This is a genomic window from Bacillus sp. EB106-06-01-XG163 (assembly GCF_058791615.1).
The window spans coordinates 178,843-198,629 of the sequence record NZ_JBYTDS010000002.1 but is presented as its reverse complement, the minus strand read 5'-3'; the positions used below and the strand labels follow the sequence as shown (position 1 = coordinate 198,629).

The 19,787-nt window shown below is 40.3% G+C and carries 33 protein-coding genes; 1 reads left to right on the top strand and 32 read right to left on the bottom strand.

The window, feature by feature from the left end:
• Positions 1-13: 13 nt before the first annotated feature.
• The 16 genes from AC3WTF_RS02980 to AC3WTF_RS02905 all read right to left on the bottom strand — a co-directional run bounded on the left by AC3WTF_RS02980 (position 14) and on the right by AC3WTF_RS02905 (position 11,421).
• Positions 14-430 (bottom strand): collagen-like triple helix repeat-containing protein, encoded by a 417-nt coding sequence (locus tag AC3WTF_RS02980; protein WP_335433451.1) that lies wholly within the window; start codon positions 428-430, stop codon positions 14-16.
• Positions 431-452: 22 nt separating this feature from the next.
• The gene (locus tag AC3WTF_RS02975; protein ID WP_335433453.1) at positions 453-1,745 is read right to left on the bottom strand and encodes a phage major capsid protein; all 1,293 of its coding nucleotides are present in this window, start codon (positions 1,743-1,745) and stop codon (positions 453-455) included.
• 38 nt (positions 1,746-1,783) lie between these two features.
• A complete protein-coding gene (locus AC3WTF_RS02970; RefSeq protein WP_014418197.1) occupies positions 1,784-2,410 on the bottom strand; it encodes an HK97 family phage prohead protease in 627 nt (208 codons plus the stop codon).
• Positions 2,373-3,653: a phage portal protein gene (locus AC3WTF_RS02965; RefSeq protein ID WP_085342120.1), complete on the bottom strand. Its 1,281-nt coding sequence runs from the start codon at positions 3,651-3,653 to the stop codon at positions 2,373-2,375. The genes AC3WTF_RS02970 and AC3WTF_RS02965 overlap by 38 nt, the downstream gene beginning before the upstream one ends.
• Positions 3,654-3,657: 4 nt before the next feature.
• Complete coding sequence (locus AC3WTF_RS02960; RefSeq protein ID WP_014418199.1) at positions 3,658-3,828, bottom strand: hypothetical protein; 171 nt, start codon at positions 3,826-3,828, stop codon at positions 3,658-3,660.
• Positions 3,829-3,841: 13 nt separating this feature from the next.
• Positions 3,842-5,551: a terminase large subunit gene (locus AC3WTF_RS02955; RefSeq protein ID WP_038458898.1), complete on the bottom strand. Its 1,710-nt coding sequence runs from the start codon at positions 5,549-5,551 to the stop codon at positions 3,842-3,844.
• Entirely contained in the window at positions 5,548-6,063 is a 516-nt protein-coding gene (locus AC3WTF_RS02950; protein WP_492314183.1) for a phage terminase small subunit P27 family, read from the bottom strand. Before AC3WTF_RS02950 ends, AC3WTF_RS02955 begins: the two co-directional genes overlap by 4 nt.
• Positions 6,064-6,290: 227 nt before the next feature.
• Positions 6,291-6,656: an HNH endonuclease gene (locus AC3WTF_RS02945; protein ID WP_492314182.1), complete on the bottom strand. Its 366-nt coding sequence runs from the start codon at positions 6,654-6,656 to the stop codon at positions 6,291-6,293.
• Between the two features lie 308 nt (positions 6,657-6,964).
• A complete protein-coding gene (locus AC3WTF_RS02940; protein WP_492314181.1) occupies positions 6,965-7,408 on the bottom strand; it encodes a hypothetical protein in 444 nt (147 codons plus the stop codon).
• A gap of 16 nt (positions 7,409-7,424) precedes the next feature.
• A complete protein-coding gene (locus AC3WTF_RS02935; RefSeq protein ID WP_492314180.1) occupies positions 7,425-8,300 on the bottom strand; it encodes a DUF6731 family protein in 876 nt (291 codons plus the stop codon).
• Between the two features lie 140 nt (positions 8,301-8,440).
• On the bottom strand, positions 8,441-8,653 hold the full coding sequence (locus AC3WTF_RS02930) for a DNA-binding protein (protein WP_492314179.1): 213 nt from the start codon (positions 8,651-8,653) through the stop codon (positions 8,441-8,443).
• 252 nt (positions 8,654-8,905) lie between these two features.
• Positions 8,906-9,055, bottom strand: a complete 150-nt coding sequence (locus AC3WTF_RS02925) for a hypothetical protein (protein WP_492314178.1) — start codon at positions 9,053-9,055, stop codon at positions 8,906-8,908.
• A gap of 137 nt (positions 9,056-9,192) precedes the next feature.
• Positions 9,193-9,405 carry a helix-turn-helix domain-containing protein gene (locus AC3WTF_RS02920; RefSeq protein ID WP_072177182.1) on the bottom strand — a complete coding sequence of 71 codons (213 nt, stop codon included), beginning with the start codon at positions 9,403-9,405 and terminating at the stop codon, positions 9,193-9,195.
• A 298-nt stretch (positions 9,406-9,703) separates the two neighbouring features.
• A complete protein-coding gene (locus AC3WTF_RS02915) occupies positions 9,704-9,841 on the bottom strand; it encodes a hypothetical protein (RefSeq protein ID WP_014304494.1) in 138 nt (45 codons plus the stop codon).
• A 104-nt stretch (positions 9,842-9,945) separates the two neighbouring features.
• Positions 9,946-10,461 carry a sigma-70 family RNA polymerase sigma factor gene (locus AC3WTF_RS02910; protein ID WP_108724859.1) on the bottom strand — a complete coding sequence of 172 codons (516 nt, stop codon included), beginning with the start codon at positions 10,459-10,461 and terminating at the stop codon, positions 9,946-9,948.
• A 225-nt stretch (positions 10,462-10,686) separates the two neighbouring features.
• On the bottom strand, positions 10,687-11,421 hold the full coding sequence (locus tag AC3WTF_RS02905) for a hypothetical protein (protein ID WP_144664620.1): 735 nt from the start codon (positions 11,419-11,421) through the stop codon (positions 10,687-10,689).
• Between the two features lie 207 nt (positions 11,422-11,628).
• Here AC3WTF_RS02905 and AC3WTF_RS02900 point away from each other — a divergent pair, with 207 nt between their 5' ends.
• The gene (locus AC3WTF_RS02900; protein WP_129004162.1) at positions 11,629-12,000 is read left to right on the top strand and encodes a BLB8/JUQZ-1 family protein; all 372 of its coding nucleotides are present in this window, start codon (positions 11,629-11,631) and stop codon (positions 11,998-12,000) included.
• A gap of 133 nt (positions 12,001-12,133) precedes the next feature.
• On the opposite strand, the gene AC3WTF_RS02895 is transcribed toward AC3WTF_RS02900, so the two are convergent.
• From AC3WTF_RS02895 to AC3WTF_RS02820, 16 genes are all read right to left on the bottom strand, one after another.
• Positions 12,134-12,391, bottom strand: a complete 258-nt coding sequence (locus AC3WTF_RS02895; protein ID WP_492314177.1) for a hypothetical protein — start codon at positions 12,389-12,391, stop codon at positions 12,134-12,136.
• A gap of 35 nt (positions 12,392-12,426) precedes the next feature.
• Positions 12,427-12,630, bottom strand: a complete 204-nt coding sequence (locus AC3WTF_RS02890; protein ID WP_025852610.1) for an XtrA/YqaO family protein — start codon at positions 12,628-12,630, stop codon at positions 12,427-12,429.
• Positions 12,631-12,712: 82 nt separating this feature from the next.
• The gene (locus tag AC3WTF_RS02885; RefSeq protein ID WP_162918043.1) at positions 12,713-12,877 is read right to left on the bottom strand and encodes a hypothetical protein; all 165 of its coding nucleotides are present in this window, start codon (positions 12,875-12,877) and stop codon (positions 12,713-12,715) included.
• Between the two features lie 50 nt (positions 12,878-12,927).
• On the bottom strand, positions 12,928-13,356 hold the full coding sequence (locus AC3WTF_RS02880) for a RusA family crossover junction endodeoxyribonuclease (RefSeq protein WP_225046289.1): 429 nt from the start codon (positions 13,354-13,356) through the stop codon (positions 12,928-12,930).
• Positions 13,357-13,451: 95 nt separating this feature from the next.
• The gene (locus AC3WTF_RS02875) at positions 13,452-13,595 is read right to left on the bottom strand and encodes a hypothetical protein (protein WP_335433473.1); all 144 of its coding nucleotides are present in this window, start codon (positions 13,593-13,595) and stop codon (positions 13,452-13,454) included.
• The gene (locus tag AC3WTF_RS02870; RefSeq protein ID WP_131242021.1) at positions 13,592-14,539 is read right to left on the bottom strand and encodes an ATP-binding protein; all 948 of its coding nucleotides are present in this window, start codon (positions 14,537-14,539) and stop codon (positions 13,592-13,594) included. The genes AC3WTF_RS02875 and AC3WTF_RS02870 overlap by 4 nt, the downstream gene beginning before the upstream one ends.
• Positions 14,424-15,125, bottom strand: a complete 702-nt coding sequence (locus tag AC3WTF_RS02865) for a DnaD domain protein (protein ID WP_492314176.1) — start codon at positions 15,123-15,125, stop codon at positions 14,424-14,426. Before AC3WTF_RS02865 ends, AC3WTF_RS02870 begins: the two co-directional genes overlap by 116 nt.
• A 197-nt stretch (positions 15,126-15,322) precedes the next feature.
• Positions 15,323-16,156, bottom strand: coding sequence for a PD-(D/E)XK nuclease-like domain-containing protein (locus tag AC3WTF_RS02860; RefSeq protein ID WP_415858654.1), 834 nt, complete (start codon positions 16,154-16,156; stop codon positions 15,323-15,325).
• Entirely contained in the window at positions 16,080-17,000 is a 921-nt protein-coding gene (locus tag AC3WTF_RS02855; protein ID WP_492314175.1) for a hypothetical protein, read from the bottom strand. The genes AC3WTF_RS02860 and AC3WTF_RS02855 overlap by 77 nt, the downstream gene beginning before the upstream one ends.
• Positions 16,997-17,185 carry a YjzJ family protein gene (locus AC3WTF_RS02850; RefSeq protein ID WP_492314174.1) on the bottom strand — a complete coding sequence of 63 codons (189 nt, stop codon included), beginning with the start codon at positions 17,183-17,185 and terminating at the stop codon, positions 16,997-16,999. The genes AC3WTF_RS02855 and AC3WTF_RS02850 overlap by 4 nt, the downstream gene beginning before the upstream one ends.
• A gap of 102 nt (positions 17,186-17,287) precedes the next feature.
• The gene (locus AC3WTF_RS02845) at positions 17,288-17,485 is read right to left on the bottom strand and encodes a YqaI family protein (protein ID WP_032863598.1); all 198 of its coding nucleotides are present in this window, start codon (positions 17,483-17,485) and stop codon (positions 17,288-17,290) included.
• Positions 17,482-17,739 carry a YqaH family protein gene (locus AC3WTF_RS02840; protein WP_014418217.1) on the bottom strand — a complete coding sequence of 86 codons (258 nt, stop codon included), beginning with the start codon at positions 17,737-17,739 and terminating at the stop codon, positions 17,482-17,484. The genes AC3WTF_RS02845 and AC3WTF_RS02840 overlap by 4 nt, the downstream gene beginning before the upstream one ends.
• Positions 17,736-18,308, bottom strand: coding sequence for a helix-turn-helix domain-containing protein (locus tag AC3WTF_RS02835; RefSeq protein WP_492314173.1), 573 nt, complete (start codon positions 18,306-18,308; stop codon positions 17,736-17,738). The genes AC3WTF_RS02840 and AC3WTF_RS02835 overlap by 4 nt, the downstream gene beginning before the upstream one ends.
• Positions 18,309-18,365: 57 nt before the next feature.
• Entirely contained in the window at positions 18,366-19,094 is a 729-nt protein-coding gene (locus AC3WTF_RS02830; protein ID WP_492314172.1) for a Rha family transcriptional regulator, read from the bottom strand.
• The gene (locus tag AC3WTF_RS02825) at positions 19,091-19,405 is read right to left on the bottom strand and encodes a hypothetical protein (protein ID WP_032863594.1); all 315 of its coding nucleotides are present in this window, start codon (positions 19,403-19,405) and stop codon (positions 19,091-19,093) included. Before AC3WTF_RS02825 ends, AC3WTF_RS02830 begins: the two co-directional genes overlap by 4 nt.
• Before the next feature lie 12 nt (positions 19,406-19,417).
• A complete protein-coding gene (locus AC3WTF_RS02820; RefSeq protein WP_025852635.1) occupies positions 19,418-19,636 on the bottom strand; it encodes a helix-turn-helix transcriptional regulator in 219 nt (72 codons plus the stop codon).
• Positions 19,637-19,787 lie beyond the last annotated feature (151 nt).

Here is a 19,787-nt window from a genome sequence, read left to right as displayed (position 1 = left end):
CATCACCTGCCTTTCATTCTGCAGGAGTAGTTGATTTCAGTTCATCAATTTGTTTTTGCATACCATCAAGTACAGCCTTCACTTCACTGTTCAGATGATCCATCATGACGCTGCCTGTTCCAATGTTATTGCTGCGAACTGATTTGTCAGCAAGCATTTCATGTACAATGCTGCCCTCATCAATAACTGCTGGATCACCTTTTTCGCCTTTAGGACCTTGCTCGCCTGTTTCACCTTTCGGACCAGCAGGACCAGGTTCCCCCTGCGGTCCTGGTTCACCCGGATCCCCTTTAAGCCCCTTTACGAAGAGTGGGTTTTCTTCGCTATTGTCAGCAACAGAAATATCCGTAATAGGCGCTCCTTCCCCGTTGTCTCTTGCTGACGTTAGCACACCGTTACTTTCGTTTAGAATGTTGTTTAGTTTTGCCATCTTTTAATCAATCCTTTCAGTATTAGTTTCCAAGATCAGCAGATTGTTCAGGTGTTTCCACTTTTGCATCCTCACCAACAACAAGATCAGTTACAATGATTGCAGCTTCTGGATCCACTACTTTTCCGTCGAACCGCTCAATACCGCGGAAATATGTCTGATCCGTAAGAAAGGCATCTCCGCCAACATCTGTAGATTTGATTTCAAATTTTTGACGATCAAACATGAAGTAGCCGCGTTTAAAGTCGCCGAAAAGAATGTGTGTTTTCTGTGTTTTATCATCCGTAAGGACTTCATCATAGATTTCAACCGGACGCCCAAATAGCAAGAAATTATCCTCATTTCTTGGATCCTCCGCTAAAATGCCGCGGCCGTTTTTGTCTTCGATATTTGCTAGGGTTTCAAACGCTTCAGTATTCATCACCCAAACAGCGTTACGTCGATAACCGCGCTTAATTTGGTTTTTCACTTTTCTTAAAAACTTAATCGTAATGAGTGACGGCGCTTTAATAGACTTGAATTTGCCGCTGCTAATGATACCTTCAACGTTTTTCTCACCACCGTCTCCATAAAAAATTTCATCATTCTCTGTTACAACGGCTGATTCAGACAGCCAGTCCACGATCTCTTGAACAAAATTCACAAATGAATCATTTAACAACTCACTGGAAACAGGCATGATTCCGGCAAATTTCTTGACGTTATACCAAATTTGATCAAATTCCATATTCTTCAGTTCTTTAATCTGTTCTTTCTCCGCTGTGTTATAAAGTTTTCCGGCAACGCCTTTACGAACCGTATAATTTCCGGATGGCGCAGTTTTCGGAACAACACGGATCAGATTACGAACAGAGTTTAGTTCCTGGATAGATTTCAAAATTTCTTTTGAAATATCATCCGGCACTGTATAGCCGCCGTCTTTATCGCTGCCTGCAGATAATGCACGGTTTTCTTTCAAAACGCGTTCCATCATGTTTCGCTCTTCTGTTTCAAGATCATGGCTGCGGCCGGTTAGCACCTTCAACCACGCTTCCCGGTATTCTTTCGTCGCTGTTAAGATATTGCGATCTTCCGCCTCTTTCTTTGGTTCACTTTTGATTTCTGCAGCAAAGTTTCGTTCCTCGCCAATCTCCGGAAGTTCTAAACTGCGGCCCTCTGTCATTAATTCAATTTGACCCTGCAGCTCTTTTGCTTCTTCAAGCATGCTGCGAGCTTCTTCAGGCTTTCCATCCTCCAAAAGATTTGAAGCCTCTTGTTTCTTTTGTGTGAATTTTTGTCTTAATTCACGTTCCTTTTTTGTCATTGCTACTGGCATTCGGGTATCCTCCTTAGATTTGAACATAAAAAATAGACCTATAACGTTAGGTCTAAAAGTTCCAATTCCATTTTTAGTTTTTCTATTGGCGCATCGCGCATTTCTTTAATCTGTTCAACTTTTTCTAAACTGCGTTCACCGATCACAGCCTCCGTATCGTTATAAGCAGGCGTTGTAACAAGTGATATGTCAAAAATACGCTCGATGTTATTGATTCGACGTTCATATACATCTTCTTCATCATTATGACGCCATTCATCCGGCTCATTCTTGTTATAATTTAGTGAAAAGGCGAAGGAACACTGATTAATGACTCCGCTTCTGATATTCTCCATTAAATCTTTAGCATACGTCGTATCTGTGGGGGTAAAACGGAATTTTAGACCAATAGCATCTGTCTCTAATTCAAGCCGCCCAGCATCGCCAGAAACGGTGTTTCTCGCTAACGGATAATCCTGGCGGTGATTAAAAAGCGCTACTACGTTTGAAAGGTCCGTGGAAGCTAATGCATCCCGGCTGATGATTTCTTTAAACCATCCACCTAAACGCTCAGACCATTTTTCAAATTTTAAGGCGTAACCCTCAATAAAATCTCTTTTTTCTTCCCCTTCACCAGCAGAACGCAACTCAATCTTCGTTGTTAGGTGGCGAACTTCCTTGCTCATGTATGTCCTCACCTCCCTTAACGGAACCTGATTTGTTCATTTGATACTCCTCCAATGAATCAAGGAATGTATAGTTAAGCGATACAAGGTGCCTATCACCGTGTTCAATTGCGTTTTTCTCTTCAAAAGCACGAATTTCATTTATATTTAATGCACTGATCCGTTCCATAATTTCATAATACTCCGCCCTAGATTTCGCATCACCGCGCAGCTCGCTGTTTACATTGAATTTGATATAGAACCCGTCTTTAATCTCTTCATCAGTAAAGAGTTTCGTAATAATTTCCTGTTCAAAAGAAACCAGCCACGGCTGCAGCGTGTTTTTTACGTATTCAATCGATTGGTGTTCAATATTATTGAATGTTGCCCGGTCCAGCTCATTGATTTTATGCAATGGAACTTTAAAAATAGATGCGATTTGTGCCTTATTAAATTTCATAGACTCCACAAACTGAGCTTCTTGCAACGGCATAGATATTGATTCATAAGAAAGACCGGCATCTATAATTGCAATGTTCCGACCGGCATTTACCTTTTCCCATTCATCTCTTGCCCGCTGTTTTGCATCTTCGTCTATTAAAGTCGGAACTTTTAAGATTCCCCGCGGTGTCGCATCATTTTTATATAATTTCGCATTAAATTTTGTGGCAGCCGACTGCGCGCCAATATGCTCCCTTATAACTCCGATAGGACTCTTGCCGTTGATCCCGTCTTCTGTCATACTCTTGAAATGCAGGATCTCATCTGCATACAATTCAACACTTTTGGAATTAATGACAGTTTCATACCACAGCATACCTGTGTTTGGGTTTACATAGGCTTGCGTATTGGCGGGGTTTAATGGCAATAGAGCTGTAATAAAGCCATTCCGATCTGTTTTTATATAAGAATAGGCATTCCCCCACGTGCAAGCATGAGTCATCATAAGCTTTTTCCAAGTAAAAGCCGTCATGTATTGATTCGGCTTCAGATAAAGCAATTGGGCAACAGGATGATCCATACTGCTTATAATGTTTCCTTGCTTCTTTTTGAATGTATGGACGGCAAGCTTTGCAATGTCATCAGACAATACATTTACACATGAAAAAACATCAGGGTGGATGAGTGCTGTTGATTCACTGACGCGTTCACCGCTAGCTGTTTTTGAGCCGCCGAACATATCTATAATCCAATCAGGAGGATTTGTGAGACCCCAAGGCTCTGCATCATTTGATCTCTTAGAAAACAGCCCTTCCAAAAACAATTAATCACCTCCTTTTCTTACTGAGCAGCAGTGCATAAAATATAAAAAAGACACCTGTCAAAACAAGACCGATGTCGGTGTGCAAACGATATGCAGCTGCCAATATAAAAGCAGCACCTATGATAAAAAGAAAATCATTTAAAAAAAGCATCATGGCTGTCAGTATTTTCTTCACTTCTACACCACCTTTAGAAAGAAAATGAAGCTGACTTGATATATGCGTTTAAATCAACCTCATTATTGATTTGAGAAGCCCGTACATACGCATTCACAAGCGCGGCGGCCGGATCAATCCGTTGGGTTGATTTTGATTTGTCCAACATGATGTTCTCTTGAGCATCCACTTTTGTTACAGCGTTCCCCATTGCCCAAGTTAGAAGATCATTTTTCGGGTGTATGATTTTTTTGGACTTGACCTTTGCTCTGAAGTCTTTTGTCGGCTCTGAGAGTGTTGCCACCCCTTGGCGGATTTCAACCATTACATATCCGTCTGCCTCCATTTGCTGAGCGAACTGAGTAGCGTTATATGGATCATATCCAATTTCCTTGATGCGCCAGCCATGTTCCTTCTCCATTTTCTTAATATACGCTCTGATATAATCGTAATCGACGACAGCTCCATCTGTTGTTGTTAACCAGTTCTTTTTCTCCCATACATCGTAAGGGACCTTGTCCGTGTTCATCCGCTCATGGAATGTATCCTCTGGCATAAAGCCGTGACTATCGACAGCAAAACTGCCGTCATCTAACGGAAAGATGAAAGATGCGGCGGTTAGATCAATCGTTTTTGACAAGTCAATGCCGACATAACATTCCCGGTTCTTCAGCTCAGGAAATTCATCCGAACCGCAATCAGCCCAAGCTTGCATATCCATATAACCATTCTCGCGCATATTAACCCAAATGTTCATATTCTTTGTCATGAAATTTCTCATTTTCTCTGGCACAGCAAGCGCTACTTCCAATTCTCCACGCAAATAATTCAGCCCGTGTTCGTTAGCTGCCACAATAGGGTTTGCTTTTATCCAATTACGCTCATCTTTAATGTCATCGTCTTTATCTAATTCATTAATCATCACAAAATACTTTTCATTTTGCTCAACTTTATTGGGATCCAGTATACGTGAAACGTAATCGTATTCCACACGATAGGCGGGATTATTTAGCTCAAACCCTGCTGTCGTAATAATCATCATTAACGGTTGAGCACGAGCAGCCATACCAGAAGCGAGTACATCGTAAATCTCTGAAGTTTTATGGGCGTGGTACTCATCGATGATGCCGCATTGCGGGTTGAACCCGTCCCCCGTTTTACCTGCATCTTTCGAAAGCGCCTCTATTTTTGACTGTGTTTTGGGATGTTCAATCTTACCGTAAGCAATTCGGTATTTCTTCTCCGGCTTATTCAAAAGGTCACTTTGCATAATCTGTGCTTTAATTTCGTTCCAGCAGATTTTCGCCTGTTCCGTTTTTGTTGCACCTATGTAAACCTCGGACATGTATTCGTCGTTAGCCATTGCCTCATAGGATCCAACACATGCCAGGCTTTGTGTTTTTGTGTTTTTACGGCCAACCTGCCAATACACTTTTTTAAATCGTCGATAGCCGTTATCCTTATGCACCCAACCGTACACATTGCCGAAAATAAATATTTGAATAGGCTCCGGCACAATATTTTCACCTTGCAACGGCCCTTTCGTATGCTTGAATTGTGTCATCCAATAAAGAAATCGACGCGCTTTCTCATCATCAAAGACGTACGGAAACTCTCTGGTACCTTCCCGGCTGATATCATTTAAAAAGCGCTGACAAGCCCATACGTGTTTTTCACATGCGACAATCTCACCCGATATAACGTCGCGTGAGTAATCAATAAGAAATTGTTTTATTGTCTTCATACATTACCAAACTCCTTTTCTGCAGCCGTCTTTTCTCGTTCCTCCTGTGTGCGGGTAATAGCGAGTTTTGCCCGGGCAGATGGCGTAAGGCCGAAATCATTCGCAGCTGATTTCATTTGATCATAGTAATTCTTTTGCCGCTTCAATAACGGATGCTCTTCACCAATCAACTGAATAGGATTTCCATCCTCATCATGTCCCTCGGTATGCACCATGATCCCATCTTTTTCAATGATTTCTGAAATGGAAACATACTGAGAGTATGCATTACAATAGGCGGCCAACATGCTGATATCTGCTTCAGTGATAATCTCCACCTCAGATAATAAAGCAGAAACCCTTTTAAATTCTTTTTTCGCCACTTTATTTAACCAAGACGGCGCTTTAATATTATCGGAGCGCATTTTTATCTTTTTTTCATGCTCAGCACGGGCTGCCAGCTCATCCGTATTCTTTTTGTTTGGATTCCCCTGTATTAATTGAAGTGTTGCAGATTTAGCAGGTCTCGGCATGTTCTCACCTCATTTCGTTTCAAAAAAGTACGTTTTTTGCTTGTTTTTTTCGGCAATCGTGATACGATGGAATCAATCACAAAACCAGTCGTACCAAGCCCTCTCGGTTAATTTGCCGAGGGGGCTTTCTGCTGTTTGTGGAACTTTGAAAAGCGGTGTTTGTTTACAGAAGGGGGATCGCCGTTCTCCGTTCGTTTCCCTTCCAGAGATTTGTTAGGGGGGGAGGGTCACTTGCCCTTACTGCCGTGAGCCTTGTTATGACAGGCATTACACAAGCTTTCAAGGTTCTTTATGTCCAATCGTTTCGACCAATCTTGCTTTACTTCCACTATATGATGCACCATGTCAGCCGGAGTGAAGCAATGCGCTTTCAAACAATGCTGACAGAGATAATTGTCTCGTATCAAAGCAAGTTGTCTTGTTCGTTTCCATTCAGTTGATTTATAAAAACTTGTTATTGTTTTGTTTCTTGAATGTTTGTTGTAATGTTTTGTTTCTTCTTGTTGTCGTGTCTTGTGTGCATCACAGTACCTTTCCCGGGTAAGAGCATGGCAACCACGGGCGGCACATTCCTTTAGGGGCTTGGGCGGCATGAACTTATATCCTTATTCCTTTGTTTCGGTGTGAATGCCAAAAAGAATTGAAGTTCATATACATTGATTCCCTCAATACCCCTTCATTCTGTCCCGCCCTATCTATGCCCTTACATGTCTGTATCTCTTTTTCTATGCTCTCTCCATACTGTGCTATGAATCCCATCATGCAACCTCCTTACATTCCCTCTAAACCGACACCGTACTCAAGCCGTTAGCCGCCAATTGTCTCCTTGAGATTTACCGGAATCAGTTTACAGGGAATATAAAAAGCGCCTTCTGGTAAGAAGACGCCAAAAATTAAAGCTCTAGTGTGAATCATTTTGTGTTAACACAAGAAATTTCAAAAATAAATGAATCACTCGGACAATTGATAAAATAGCAAACACGAATACAAAAATCCAAAGGTTACCGAACACAAATTTAACAAGTGTATACGTATCACTATTAATAAACAATCCACTTATAGACAAGAAAGAAATTGCGAAAAGACCTATAATAGCAATAATAATATATCTTAATAATTTTTGGTACGCACCTAACCTTTTCAAATTTTTGACCAGTTCATTGTTTGAAAGTGAAGGCATTAATGTTATAGCAGCTGCTAAAAAACCTACCGCAATTGAACCTAAGCTTATCGAAGATGACATTATATCTTTATAATTCTTTAAATCTAATAGCGAAAAATTGAACCATATAGAAGTTCCAACTGAAACAATACTTAATATTAATGGGTAGGTTCTTTCAAACATTTTCCTACCTCCTATTTTAACTTTTATTAATATACATTCTATTCAGGTTTACTTCATGAAACTTATATGCTTTTGGCAAAGCTTCCACAACTTTTACAACCGTTAATTTTTCTTCCTTTTTTAATTTGAATTTTTCTTCATAGGTTACTTTATGTTTGATTAAATTTATTGATTCCATATCATCATCAATCTGACCTCGAACTATTATGTTAGACATATTATCTGAAAAACCTAAAAGTGATTTAACCTTTTTTTTGGCTTCATCTAATGAGAGGTGACTTCCTCTTTGAGATCCAATAACAACGTTCAGTGAACTTCCTAATAATTTTTTAGCAAGCTCTAAATCACCATTCATTCCTCGGTTTTGTTCTTTCGCAAAATCTAAGTTTGTTGGATTCGAAACTGAATATTCAATTTTTTTAACCATATCCATCTTATCAAGCTTAACGATAACCTTGGGATCAATAATAATTTCTAAATCACAATCGTCTTTTTTTGTAAGTTTACTCAAATAAGAAACAAACGCTTTATACCCTAATCCAAGTCTTGAATTTCTTTGAAGAACAACAACTTCATTCATAGGGTTATATAAAAAAGCAGTATCAAAAAGTGGTCCTTGATCCGGCTTTGTAGCAACAGTCATTCTCTCGGCTTGTAAATCACCAATGTTTGCTTCATCTAGAACATTTATTTTTTCAACGTTACAAACATAGAATCCTTCGCTAGTTTTTTCAATCTCCCATATACGGCAAACAAAGCCGAACAGTTCTATATTGTTTACCTTCCCCTCTTGCCTTAATTTAATTTCATTTTCTAGTGCATTTACCAGAGCATTTTGGTCTGTTGGGCAATTAAAAGTGTAAAAATCAAAATTCACTTTTCTTGTAGGCATATTATCACATCTCCTTACAACCATTATATCGGTTTTAAAGGATGGTAATAAATGCTATGCAAAATTTGTCGAACGAAAGTGTCTTTCATAAATAGGTGGCAGTCGTAAGACAAAAAAGCACCCTTTAGCTGCGGGTGCAATCAACGTTTCTTTTTATAGCCTTCAATATCTTTTCTCAAGAATAGGCGATCTCTGTTCGTAGTTTTAATCGGAACCAATGTTTTATAATCCACCAGTTGCTTGAGGTTCTGCCGGCTGCACCCGATAATTTCAATCGCTTCGGAGGTGGTTATGACTTCATTATCAAGGAACTCTCTCAATTCTTCGACATCATTAAATACAAACTTATCCATCCTTTGAATTCCTCCATTTCATAACTACATTTATAATCGTCAGCGTGAGCCAGATAACTGCTAGCACTATCGATATTATGTCCAGTACATTTAGGTTGTTATAATCCATTCGAGCGAATTGTAAGCAGAACAAGACGAAAAATAACAGTGTTGTTGAGTCTAATATTTTTTTCATTATCCCCGAGCATGGAATTTTTCAATGGTTTTGTTTAATGTTATAGTATAAGAAGGGGAAGTGATTCCCCTCGTTAGTTATGAGCGACGTTTCTTCTTGGCGGGAGAACGTCGTTTTTTGTTTTTATCACCCTTTAGGTCTTTGATGTTCTTGATCAGTGTCGTAATCCCAACGAGAATTCCGACTAACCAAGCTGTATCCCTAAGGATGAATTCAACGATTTCCATGCTCGTTAACACCTCCTTTCGATACTTTAATTATAACACTTATGTTTACCACCGTCAATATAATTATATGAAAAATATTGATTTTATTCCAATAAATATTGTTCATTGCATAAAAAAGCACCCTATTTTTCGGATGCTCATTTCCGTCTATTCTTTTGAAAATCCAAAATATCCTCTTTCAGAAAAAGCCTGTCCCGGGGCATTTCTTTCATCGGCTCTAATTCCCCGGTCTTTACTAACTGGTTCAGATACTGACGGGTGAATCCCAAAATCTCAAGCGCTTCACTTGTATTGAGTATCTCTTCATTCAAGAATTTCTTGATTGCGTCACGCTCTTTCGGCTTGTACATTTTTGAATCATCCTTTTTTCTCACGATATTTCAAGTAAAGGGAAAATGCTTTCTCAATGATCGAAACAACAAATAAAATGATCAGACTAATGTCGAGAGCCGTTTTTAATGGTCCCGCTGCCACATCCTGACGGAAAAACAGCATATACGCTAGGGCGAGAAGAACAACAATATCGGTAGTAGACTGTACACTTTTCATTTTTTTGAAAGTGGCTGGCTTTCAAGTATTTTTCTTTAGTCGCTGGATTTGTTATACTTGGAGCAAGGGAGAAGCGCTACCTTCTCCCTCGGCTCAAAATCATCTGCGCTTTCTTGGTCGACGGCGTTTTTTGATTTTGGGCTTTTTTGTTTTAAGCTTTTCCCTAATGATGAGGACTTTTTCAACAACTGTGAGAGTTGTGAGGATAATCCCCAGTACCAATGCGATTTCAGCCACTTTCTTTCCCTCCTTTCTATACTTTAATTATACCCCATAACTTTACTTACGTCAAGTAATTTAGTGGGCTTTTTTCATTATTTCTCCAATAAAAAAGAGCCTATTCATGCTAAACAGAATAGGCTGTGATCTGCTCTATTTTTCATTTTCAAACGTGAACGTTCGATGTTCTTCTGCACAGTTCCTTTTTTAATCCCCAATAACTGCGCTATCTCTTCGAATGACATGTTTTGCACAGCATGCATCATGAAAATGTCTTTTTCTCTTTCTGTGAGCACGGATAGGGCATCAGCGATTCTTTCCTTATCCCAATCACTTACCTCTCCCTCAGCTTCTTGAACGATTGCGTATTCTTCCGGGAGCGCATCAATTAAGCGCGGATCAGCAAGAATCGTCCTTTGATATGCGTCCCTTCTGTCAGCACCTCGGCGGGCGCCGGGCTGTCTTCCGTTCTGCAGCCATTCGAGAGTGAATTCAATGTCACTGATCATACTGCCAATTATCTTCTTATCGTTCTTTTGTTCAGCTGTCATTTCAACTCCCGGTGTTTCCGAGAATGACCGGTACATCTTTCTTGCTTCTTTTAACGCTCTTTTATATTCAATGATTAGATCCTGCATGTTTATCCCTCTCTTTACGCTTAAAAGCGCTGCCTTTGCCACGTCAGTGTTTGCTTGTCTTGCCCATCACTTGCCGCCAAAACCGTTCAGAACGCTCATGCGCGCTTTTATTGGACTTTTTCTTTCCCTGTTTTATGTTCGTCCCTCCGTTCAAATAAAAAACGGACACCAAACAAACAGTGCTAATACTGTGAGTTCAGTGTCCGCAGGCTTTCCGTCTTGGACTTAATTATCAGTTTTAACCATCTCGATAGGTGTGTTATACAGCTCTTCTTTCCTCTTGATCATAGTTTTACTGCATAATCTTTGTTCATTTTTATTTCCTAACAAAACAGTCTCTTTATTTATTGAGTATAAAATATACCATTTTTGTTTTTTTTCATCTTCTATATAAACACTTTGTTCGTTTGACCATTTAATAAATTTTGAAATAGGAATTAATATAAAAGGAATTGGAAGTGTAAATAAAAACAAAACAAGCATACTTATCCCTAAAATTTTAAGGTTAAACTCTTCCGATAGTAATGAATCTATAAAAAAGTTATAAAGTTGTGTATAAAAAAGTATTAAACAAACCATAAAAACTGTAACAAAGATACCTTTACATAATCTACTAGACTTGATTTTTGAAAAAGCTCCTTCATTTATTATTACTATTACGCCCCATATAATTCCACCAAAAATTACAATTACATAGGAAAATAAATCATTAGGTCCAGGTATAATACCCCTGAGGTAAAATGTAGCCGGATATAAAACAATCATCCAAAATAACGTATTCAAAATATGTTTAATTACCTTAAAACCAAATAATTGTTCTTTTGAAAACAATCTCTGTTCAACAACATTGGCTGAAAAAAAAGAAACAGGTTTAATATTCTTTAAAATAAAGAATATACAAGCTAACACAGGGATTTTTAATAACTTAAATAATTCATTCAAAGCTTGATCTAAATCCATTTAATTCTCCTTCTCACTTATTATTTCCACTTAATTCTATCAATTTATAATCTCCTGCTCAACGCCTATACTACACTCGCTTTCAACAAAAGGCACTTGGACACATTTAACCAAATTCACAAAATATTAACAAAAATTCCCTTGAATATTTTGGGGTTATACGTAATAATACATTTGTACTTAAAAAACTCAAAGGAGTGTTTAATAATGAATCTCAAAAAATCAATCGTTTCATTACTCTCCGTTTCTGCATTATCTTTTTCTATTGGTGGAATAGCTTCTGCTCAAGAAGCCGGGCAAACAAAACAACCTACATTAATACAAAACCATATTAATTCAGCAACTGAAGAAGCTCCGTTTAAAGCCCTAAAAAGAAGTATAACTCTAGATGTTGGTAAAACCTATCCAATTGATGATACAGCCTCTTATGCTGTTGTTGTGCGTGGATCTCAGTATGTTGAAGTTAATGGTCGTGAAATAAAAGGCATAAAAGACTCAGGCAGTAATACAGCTGAAGTGTGGATGTATAAATCAAATGGTGCTTTATTAGGTGCTCTTGAAATTACTGTGAGAAAGTAAATATTGAAGCCTCTAAAAAGGGGCTTCTTTTTCAGTCATACACTGTCCGTGAAACTCCTAATATTCCCTAATACCCTTGCCGCAGTATCAGATCCGGTAGTAGGAATATTTCATTTGTTGATTAAGTATGATGTCACCCCATTAATCCCGGCAAGATAGAGATCACAAAAAATGTAACCACCACTGCCGTCAATATCAACCAACCATTCATTTTATCCCGTTTTGCAATAATTGTTTCATCACCAATCATCTTTAAATCATCTGAACGCGCGACAAGGACCGGTATATATTGTTTGGGAACTTTCAAATACTCTGCTGCCTGTTCGACGGTCATCGCTTCATCTTTCGTTGCTTTGACGACACGTTGTAATTTGACTTGTAATGGCATCAATTCAAAAACCCCTTTGCTGAATAATTACATTCGTTTCATTTCACCTTGAACCCTATTTCGTGATCGACTCGTGCAAAGCTGCCTTTTGATGTTTGGATGATGGTCTTTCCGTGCTCTGGGACATCCAATACATGCGCTGTTCCTTCAGTGCCATCTAAAACGATGATACGAATTTTCCCAGGCTCCATACTTTGCTGAATACTTCCTTCGTGATTTTTAATTTCTTTAGGGTTGTACACCTAGACTCCTCCTGTGCTATGATAGAAGTACCAATTCGAATCATAAGCACTGAGGCATAAGCTTCGGTGTTTTTTTATATCCTTAGTACGGATTTTCCCAGCCGCTCATTGTGAATGCTGGAGACGGCTTTAGTTCCTCTCGGTAAATGATCGGATGTTTTTCGACATATGCTGCCAGTTCTTCCGGCGTCATTTTCCATTCCTTTACCGGTCCTGGTACGTAAGGATTGTTGTTGTTTTCTTGCATGTTGTTGACCTCCTGACTATTTGATTTATGATCCATACAAAAGCTACCTGTCATGACACAATCTCAGTTATAATGACTTCCACCCGCGGCTCTTCACTGTAAAACTTACTGACCTTCAAATCGACTACCTGACTATCATCCTTGTATATCAGATGATTTAAAGCGTCTTTGACACCTTTTACATAGTTATCGACGTCCGGCTTTGTTACAGGGCGTAAAAGTCCTTTTTCAGCGTTCTCCTTTTTTCTCTTCGATCCGGATACAGCTTTCGGCATCGGTCTGAATACTCTGACTTCCATTGCGACAGGACCAGCAATAACCTGCTTCGGCCGATGCTGAGATGCAACCAGTGCCACATACTGCTTAAAATTTTTTGACTTTACAGGATCGTACATTCTAACCTTTCCGTTTTGAATGGATCCCCGCGGCCGTCCTTGTGCGATCGGCTCTCCATAAACAATAAACTGAATAGAACTCAACAGCCTTTTACCTCCCGTCAATCTGTTCCCAATGCTCGATCTGCTTTTCCTTGTAAGGTGCAGTCAGTAATATGACTGGCAGCGCCGCAACTGCTTTAAGCACTTCTCACCAGCTCCAATTGCCTTATTTTCTCCTCCAGGATCCTAATCGCCGGTGTGAGATCCTGTCCGCCTGTCTGTTCAGCCGGGCCGAACATGTAAATCCCTCCGGATCCTTGAACGTTCGTTTTTAAGCTCATTCCCATTCTCCTAACCTATGATTTAATTGCATTCGGTCTCCCTTGATGATTACCGTATAATTACGGCACATCTGATGGATCCGTGATCCGAGCGCTTCGTCTATATCTAATAATGCTGCTGTATCTAATTCTGATGAAATAAGCAGGGGTTTGTGGTTCAGATAGCGGTAATTAACGACCGATTGGATCTGCTCAACCTGCCAATCTGTGGCCCGCGGTTCTCCCTTTACTGGTTTAAATAAATCGTCGATGAATAGAACGTCCGCTTTTCTCATTGCATCAAGCTTGGACTCTAGTTGGTCAAAGTTGTCTCTTAAATTCCCCATCCCTTCGACGTAAGGGAAATACATGCAGTAAACAGACTTTTTCTTAATAAGGTTGTTCATGATTGCCGTTAATAGGTGCGTTTTTCCGCTGCCAGGCTGCCCAAGGAGGGCGATGCTGTTCGAACGTTCTCCTTTAACTTTTTGAAAATCCTTAAAGTATTCCATAGCGCACTCATATGCGTCTTTAATCATGGCAGGCTTGCCATCTGTAATGAAATTACCGAATAAAAGCATTTCAAATTCCTCCGTAATGCCACTGGCTTCCATAAGCCGGGCGATCTTTTTCCGTTTCACACACTTACATTGCTTAGAGTACGTGGTTTTCCACTCCCGGGCCTTATCCGGTAAGCACACTTTTCCTGCTAGGTAATCCTCTTCCCTCACCATTTGATCAGCGTTGAGACTCTCCATTGTTTTTTGTTCTTTTCTCAGCTGCCGTTCAGTATCTTGGTGAACCCGATAAACAATGATTCCTTTGTCCTTGCAGTCAGGACAATCATATTCAGCCTTTTCTTCTGAGACGGCCTGTTCCGCTGAAAATTGGGCTGACCTGTCCCGTAGTTTTTTGAGAATGCCCGCCATTGCCATGTCCGTACTTTGTGTTTTGTGAGCTATCATGCTGTTTTTTCTCCTTTCTCTTCTGCGTAAACGGATTTGATAGAACTGCTTCAATGTAATTTAAACCAACCTTGCTGCCCTTGTTCCTGAAAGCCTGTTTCATAGCCTCCATGACCTTCTCCTCGCCGTAATCTTCAACCATATAGCCAATTCGCTGAGCTTCAATTGGTCCGATAGTACGGGCGACTTTGTTCTCGAATAATTCAAAGACATTTTTCACTTTTTCATCAACTTCCTTTCTTTCTTCCGACACTTGGACAAGGTTCTTCCTCTTGTTGTAATTGCCAAGCTGTATGTAATCCGCGTAATTCAGAACTGTAACAATAAAGCCGCGTTTTTGCGGCAGCCTGTCCAGTTTTAAATACTCCTGCTTGACCATTCTGTCTAACGAGTATTTGATCTGATCGGATGACCAATTAAAGCGCTTTGCTAATTCCACAAGCTTAATGATTGTCTGACCGAGTTCTAAATCCTGATCCGCTCTATACTCTGCCCGTTTGAATAAATGATCGTATATTGTCTCATCCCGTGAATCTTTAAATGGCAGGCGGGGTAAAATGACATATCCTAATCCTTGCGTATCCATATCGCTCACCTACTTCCTTTTACACACTGCTGTTAGAGCCTTAAAATCAATATCTGTTAATTCTAAAGATGGTTCATTTGTCTTCAGATAGTCCGTTACATACCGTGTATATAAGCCCTTCCTCATATCACGCCTTACTGTCTTAACCAGCCAGTAATAACAATACGGAATCGGAACCTTAATTAAATCCTTTTCCATCAGCTGATCAGCTCCGAGAAATGAATGATACTGTTTAACTGATTTGTTGCACGGCAATATTTGCATCTCTCACACCGCTCCGGCTTTTCGCCGCCGTGTTTCACTTGCAGGATACGACCCATACGCTGCTCAATTTCTTCAAGCTCTACTTCCATTCGGCCCTTATCTATATTAATGACTGCCTTATCCGGCGGATCCTCTTTAGACACCCCCACGATAAGAGGCTCAAGCCACTCGTTACGCCCAGTCATACGCTTTTCCATTTCTGCGTAGAGCGCCATTTGTCCGATGTATCCGTATGCTTCGACAAACGAGCAATAGCCTATTTCCGGATTCCACACCTTTTCTCGAAGTGAACGGGTTGTTTTCAGATCTGCAAAACGGCTGCCGGCCGGGTTGTATACGTCCAGCTTGCCTTTCCACGGAACGCCGAAAAGTTCAGCTGTTACGATAACTTCCTTTGCTCCTTGCAGAACGAACATACAGAGTTCGTCATGTTGAATCGCCTCAATCATCAGATCAGCTAACTGATATTGCTTGTACAGCTGGCCTTTTTGTGTAAAAAGTGATGGCGTGTTTCTCTTGAATTCATCAAATACCTGCTTCCCTTCAAGCCAGGCATGAACATATTGACCGAAGAGGAGAGCTTCTGAACCCGGCGGCACCCATTCACCGTTAATCTTGGCCATTGTTGCCGCCTCGCATTGCAGAAAACTCTTATATTGAGAATTTGACATGTAATGTCTATCAATCTCGTTAGAATAGTAATTCTCCTTGTTTAGCGCCGGAATCATCCTCATCAGCAGGATCACCAGCCTTTTTCTTTTTTTCATCTGCCTTCCCAACTTGCTCTTTTTGCTTTTTAAATTCTTCTTCAGCCTTTGACTTAGTCGCGCCTGTGGCCTTGATATTGAAGTAATCCTCTTTCTTTGCCATCCCATCACGAAGGGACGTGTAAATGCGTCCGATTTTCAAGAAATCTTGTTCAGTGAAAGCATCGATCGAATTGCCGATGTATTCCTGGATCATTTCTTTTGTAACGCCAAACTCTTTTTTGAAAAGAGATAAAGCGTTTCTGAGACGATCCTCCAAAGGTTCTTTATGGCCGCTGATTAATGTTTGCTGACACATATCAACCGCAGCATCTACGATATCGCCTGGAATTACTCCAAGTATGCAGGCACGCAACCGCCGCGCGCCTTGATTGGCAACCATTTCATAAATATCCCTTGGATCATCAAGCTTTGTAATAGCACCGCGCGCTTTCCGTTCATGCTTAACCGTGAAAATCTTGGTTTGACGGGTATTCGTTTCGAGGTCCCAGGCATAAGCCATGACAGACGATTCTCCTGCCTTCTGTTCCAATTCCATAATCCCGTAATCAATATTCCCCCAGTTCTGCGCCAACGCTTCAGCAAGACGTATAGAAGGACCAGATACTTTTGAGCCGCCTCGTGGATATTCATACACCGCGTTCTCGGCCAACAGCCTCCGTTCACATGCTTTCTTAATCCGATCGAACGCCGCGTATACATCCCGCGGGAATTTCTTAGCAATGACCATAGCAGCCTGTACCTCTTGAGCTTGACGACTGACCATAGCTTCGGTAGTCACGCTGGTTGCCTGTTGAGGTGCCGGCATATAATCTGAGTAATCTACCTGAGACAATCCATTCATTTTGCTGCCACCTTTCTCAAATAAGTTTCTGTGCCGCGTCTCTGCCATTCTCGGTATGCGTCCATTGACGGAAAACTGAATACAGGACGGCCATACTTGTCAAATGTAATTGAACCGCCAACCTGACTTAAACGTTCCTGGTCGTCCGCCCGGTCGCTGAATGACACTGTAATTGATTTTGCCATTTATAAAACCTCCATTGTTTTCTATGAGGCGTTTTGATATAATTAGGTTCCAATCAATATTTCAAAACGCCTTACGAAGTCCACTTTGCCGAGTGGACTTTTTTATTGCGCTGTTTGAAATTCAAAACCAAGCTGTTCCTTTAAGTACCGTTCAAGATTATCCCTCAAAATTACCTCGCCGCTGTCGATTACATAATCATCTGTTGGCATTATGATGTCCCCAAAAAAATCCTTTTTCATTTCAGGTTCTGACGTTTTATCGTGCCAGTTGTTCAAAACCATTGGATTTTCAATGTTCATTGCGAGCACCTGCTTATTACAGTTAAATTAATACCTCGCTGCTGCATTTTCATAGCTACATCGTACAAACGGCCTTTGTTTGCTAACCGGTTAATATCCTCCGTCAAAACTTTTATGCTTCCGGCTAAGCTAATGGCTTCCTCGTAATCACCATCACGCAGGGCCTCACTTAGCATAATCGCCAATTCTTCTGCTGAATCCACTTTCCGTTTAGCAGCTTCTAAATCTGATTTAAGAAATTGATTGTTGTTCATATCGTAATTGCCTGCCTCTCCTCATGTTTTGCCATTGCTACTTGATCAACTAGTGCTTTTCTTGTCCACCTATCAGCTAGTTCTTGTATCTTTAAACCGTGTCCGCGGGCTAGTGAATAAATGAGTGTCTTGTTTGCCGGGATAAGATCGAAAATCTGTTTAATATCACCCATTGGCAGTTCCCCTGCCCTCCTACCCGGCCTGTCACTTGCCAGCCAACGGGCTAGATGTTTTGTTGCTTCCAAGGCCTCTTCCAACTGATGGACCATATTGATTACCGCGGCACTTGCACTTTCATTTAATGCAGGATCAATGGGTGCAGTCGCTGTTGGGTGCAGACGGAAAAGATAATGCACGAGATCAATATGTTCATAGGCTTCACATACTTCAAACCACTTAATGCATAGTTCAGGAGTGAGTTTGCTAAAGCCATTTTCCACATCAGAAACATATCGTTGATCCTTTCCCCCAATTAAATTACCGATTTGATACTGTGCAAGGCCCGCCGATTTTCGGACACCACGCATAATCTGCGGTAAATTTCGCAAATTGTATGGGTTGTTCTCCATATGTTTGCCTCCTGATATATTCAGTTTTTCACTGGTAAAATTTAAGTAATGAAAATGCTAACTTGCCTGTTGCTTTTTCAATTTGTTAATGATGTAGGCTTGTCCCTTTGGTGTAATCTTCATTGTGAGCCACGTTTTTGACTTTCCGCTTACTTCTCGAACTCCCTGTGCTACTTCAAAGTAACCGCGGTTCACATATTCTTGATAAGGCTCATTTTTGTTGGAGAAGATCATCTTCCAATCTCGTAATTTCTGAAACAACTGCCTCTCACCAATAAAAATGCCTTGTTTGGATGCAAGTTTTGCAACCTCTCTGACAAGCAGGGACTTTTCAGACGCCATACACGATTCAGCAAAACTGACCAAAGGCTCCTGAATCCTCAATGTTTGTTCAAGCTGTTGCCGTTCTTCCTGTTCGGTGATCCATCGCTTTGCTCGGCTGACTGGATCATCAATCATATAAGACGGCTGCTTTAGTTTCTGAAGCTCATTTTCCATTCGGTTAAACTCCGAAATATATTTTTCTTTAAACAGCGCTGCCTTTGCACCTGTGTAACCAAAAACTAAGAACGTAAGACCGTCACGCTTGATGAGATATTTTTTATAAGTGCGATTTCTATTGTCCTTATATTCAACCTCCCCAAAATTGTGGAGATTAAATTCTTTACTAGAATCTAGGTTTTTAATATCACGTAAAACATGATCATGACGCTTTCCGAATACCTCAGCAACAGTCAGGCTATCGGTTACAACTTGATCGCCTTCAATAAAAACAATTTGATTCATGCGGTTGCCCCCTTACGGAAATACTGAGTATTTTCTTCCACCCAACGAGTATTTCTTTCAATCCATTTAAAAAGCAGCTGGGTTGGAATTTTCTTGCCGAACTCATCATTTACCGGGAAATCAGGTCGAGACATGAGTTCAGACATTTTTGTTTGGCCGCATCTGAGTACTTTCATCGCTTCTTCTCTGGTTAAGATGTGAGGAAGCTCATTCAACGCCCCTAGCCGCTCAACCAACATATCTGTTGCCCTATCAGCAATTTTTGCTGCAATTTGATCAATGAAGTTATCGTCGTATTGCATGGTAAACATATTTGGTACCTCCTATGCTGTGTTTGATTTTTGTTTCGAAACGACGACATTTTCTTCAAAAAAAAGCGTCCAATCGACATCAAAGTTGTTAGCAATTCTCTTTGCTAGTTTTACTGAAGGATTTCTCTTTCCTAATTCAATGTTCGCGTAAGCACCTCTAGAGATACCAATTTCCTCAGCTGTTTCCTGTTGGCTTTTGTCTCCACGGATGTCTATCAACCATTTCCTCAATAGATTCACCCCCTATTTGCGTCGAAACGAATCATTTGTTTTTATGATATCGTCCATCAGAAACAATGTCAATAACTTTTTCGTCGTTTTGACACAAAACTTTATTTGTTTCATTTCGACACGTTATAATGTTTAATGAATGAGGTGAAAT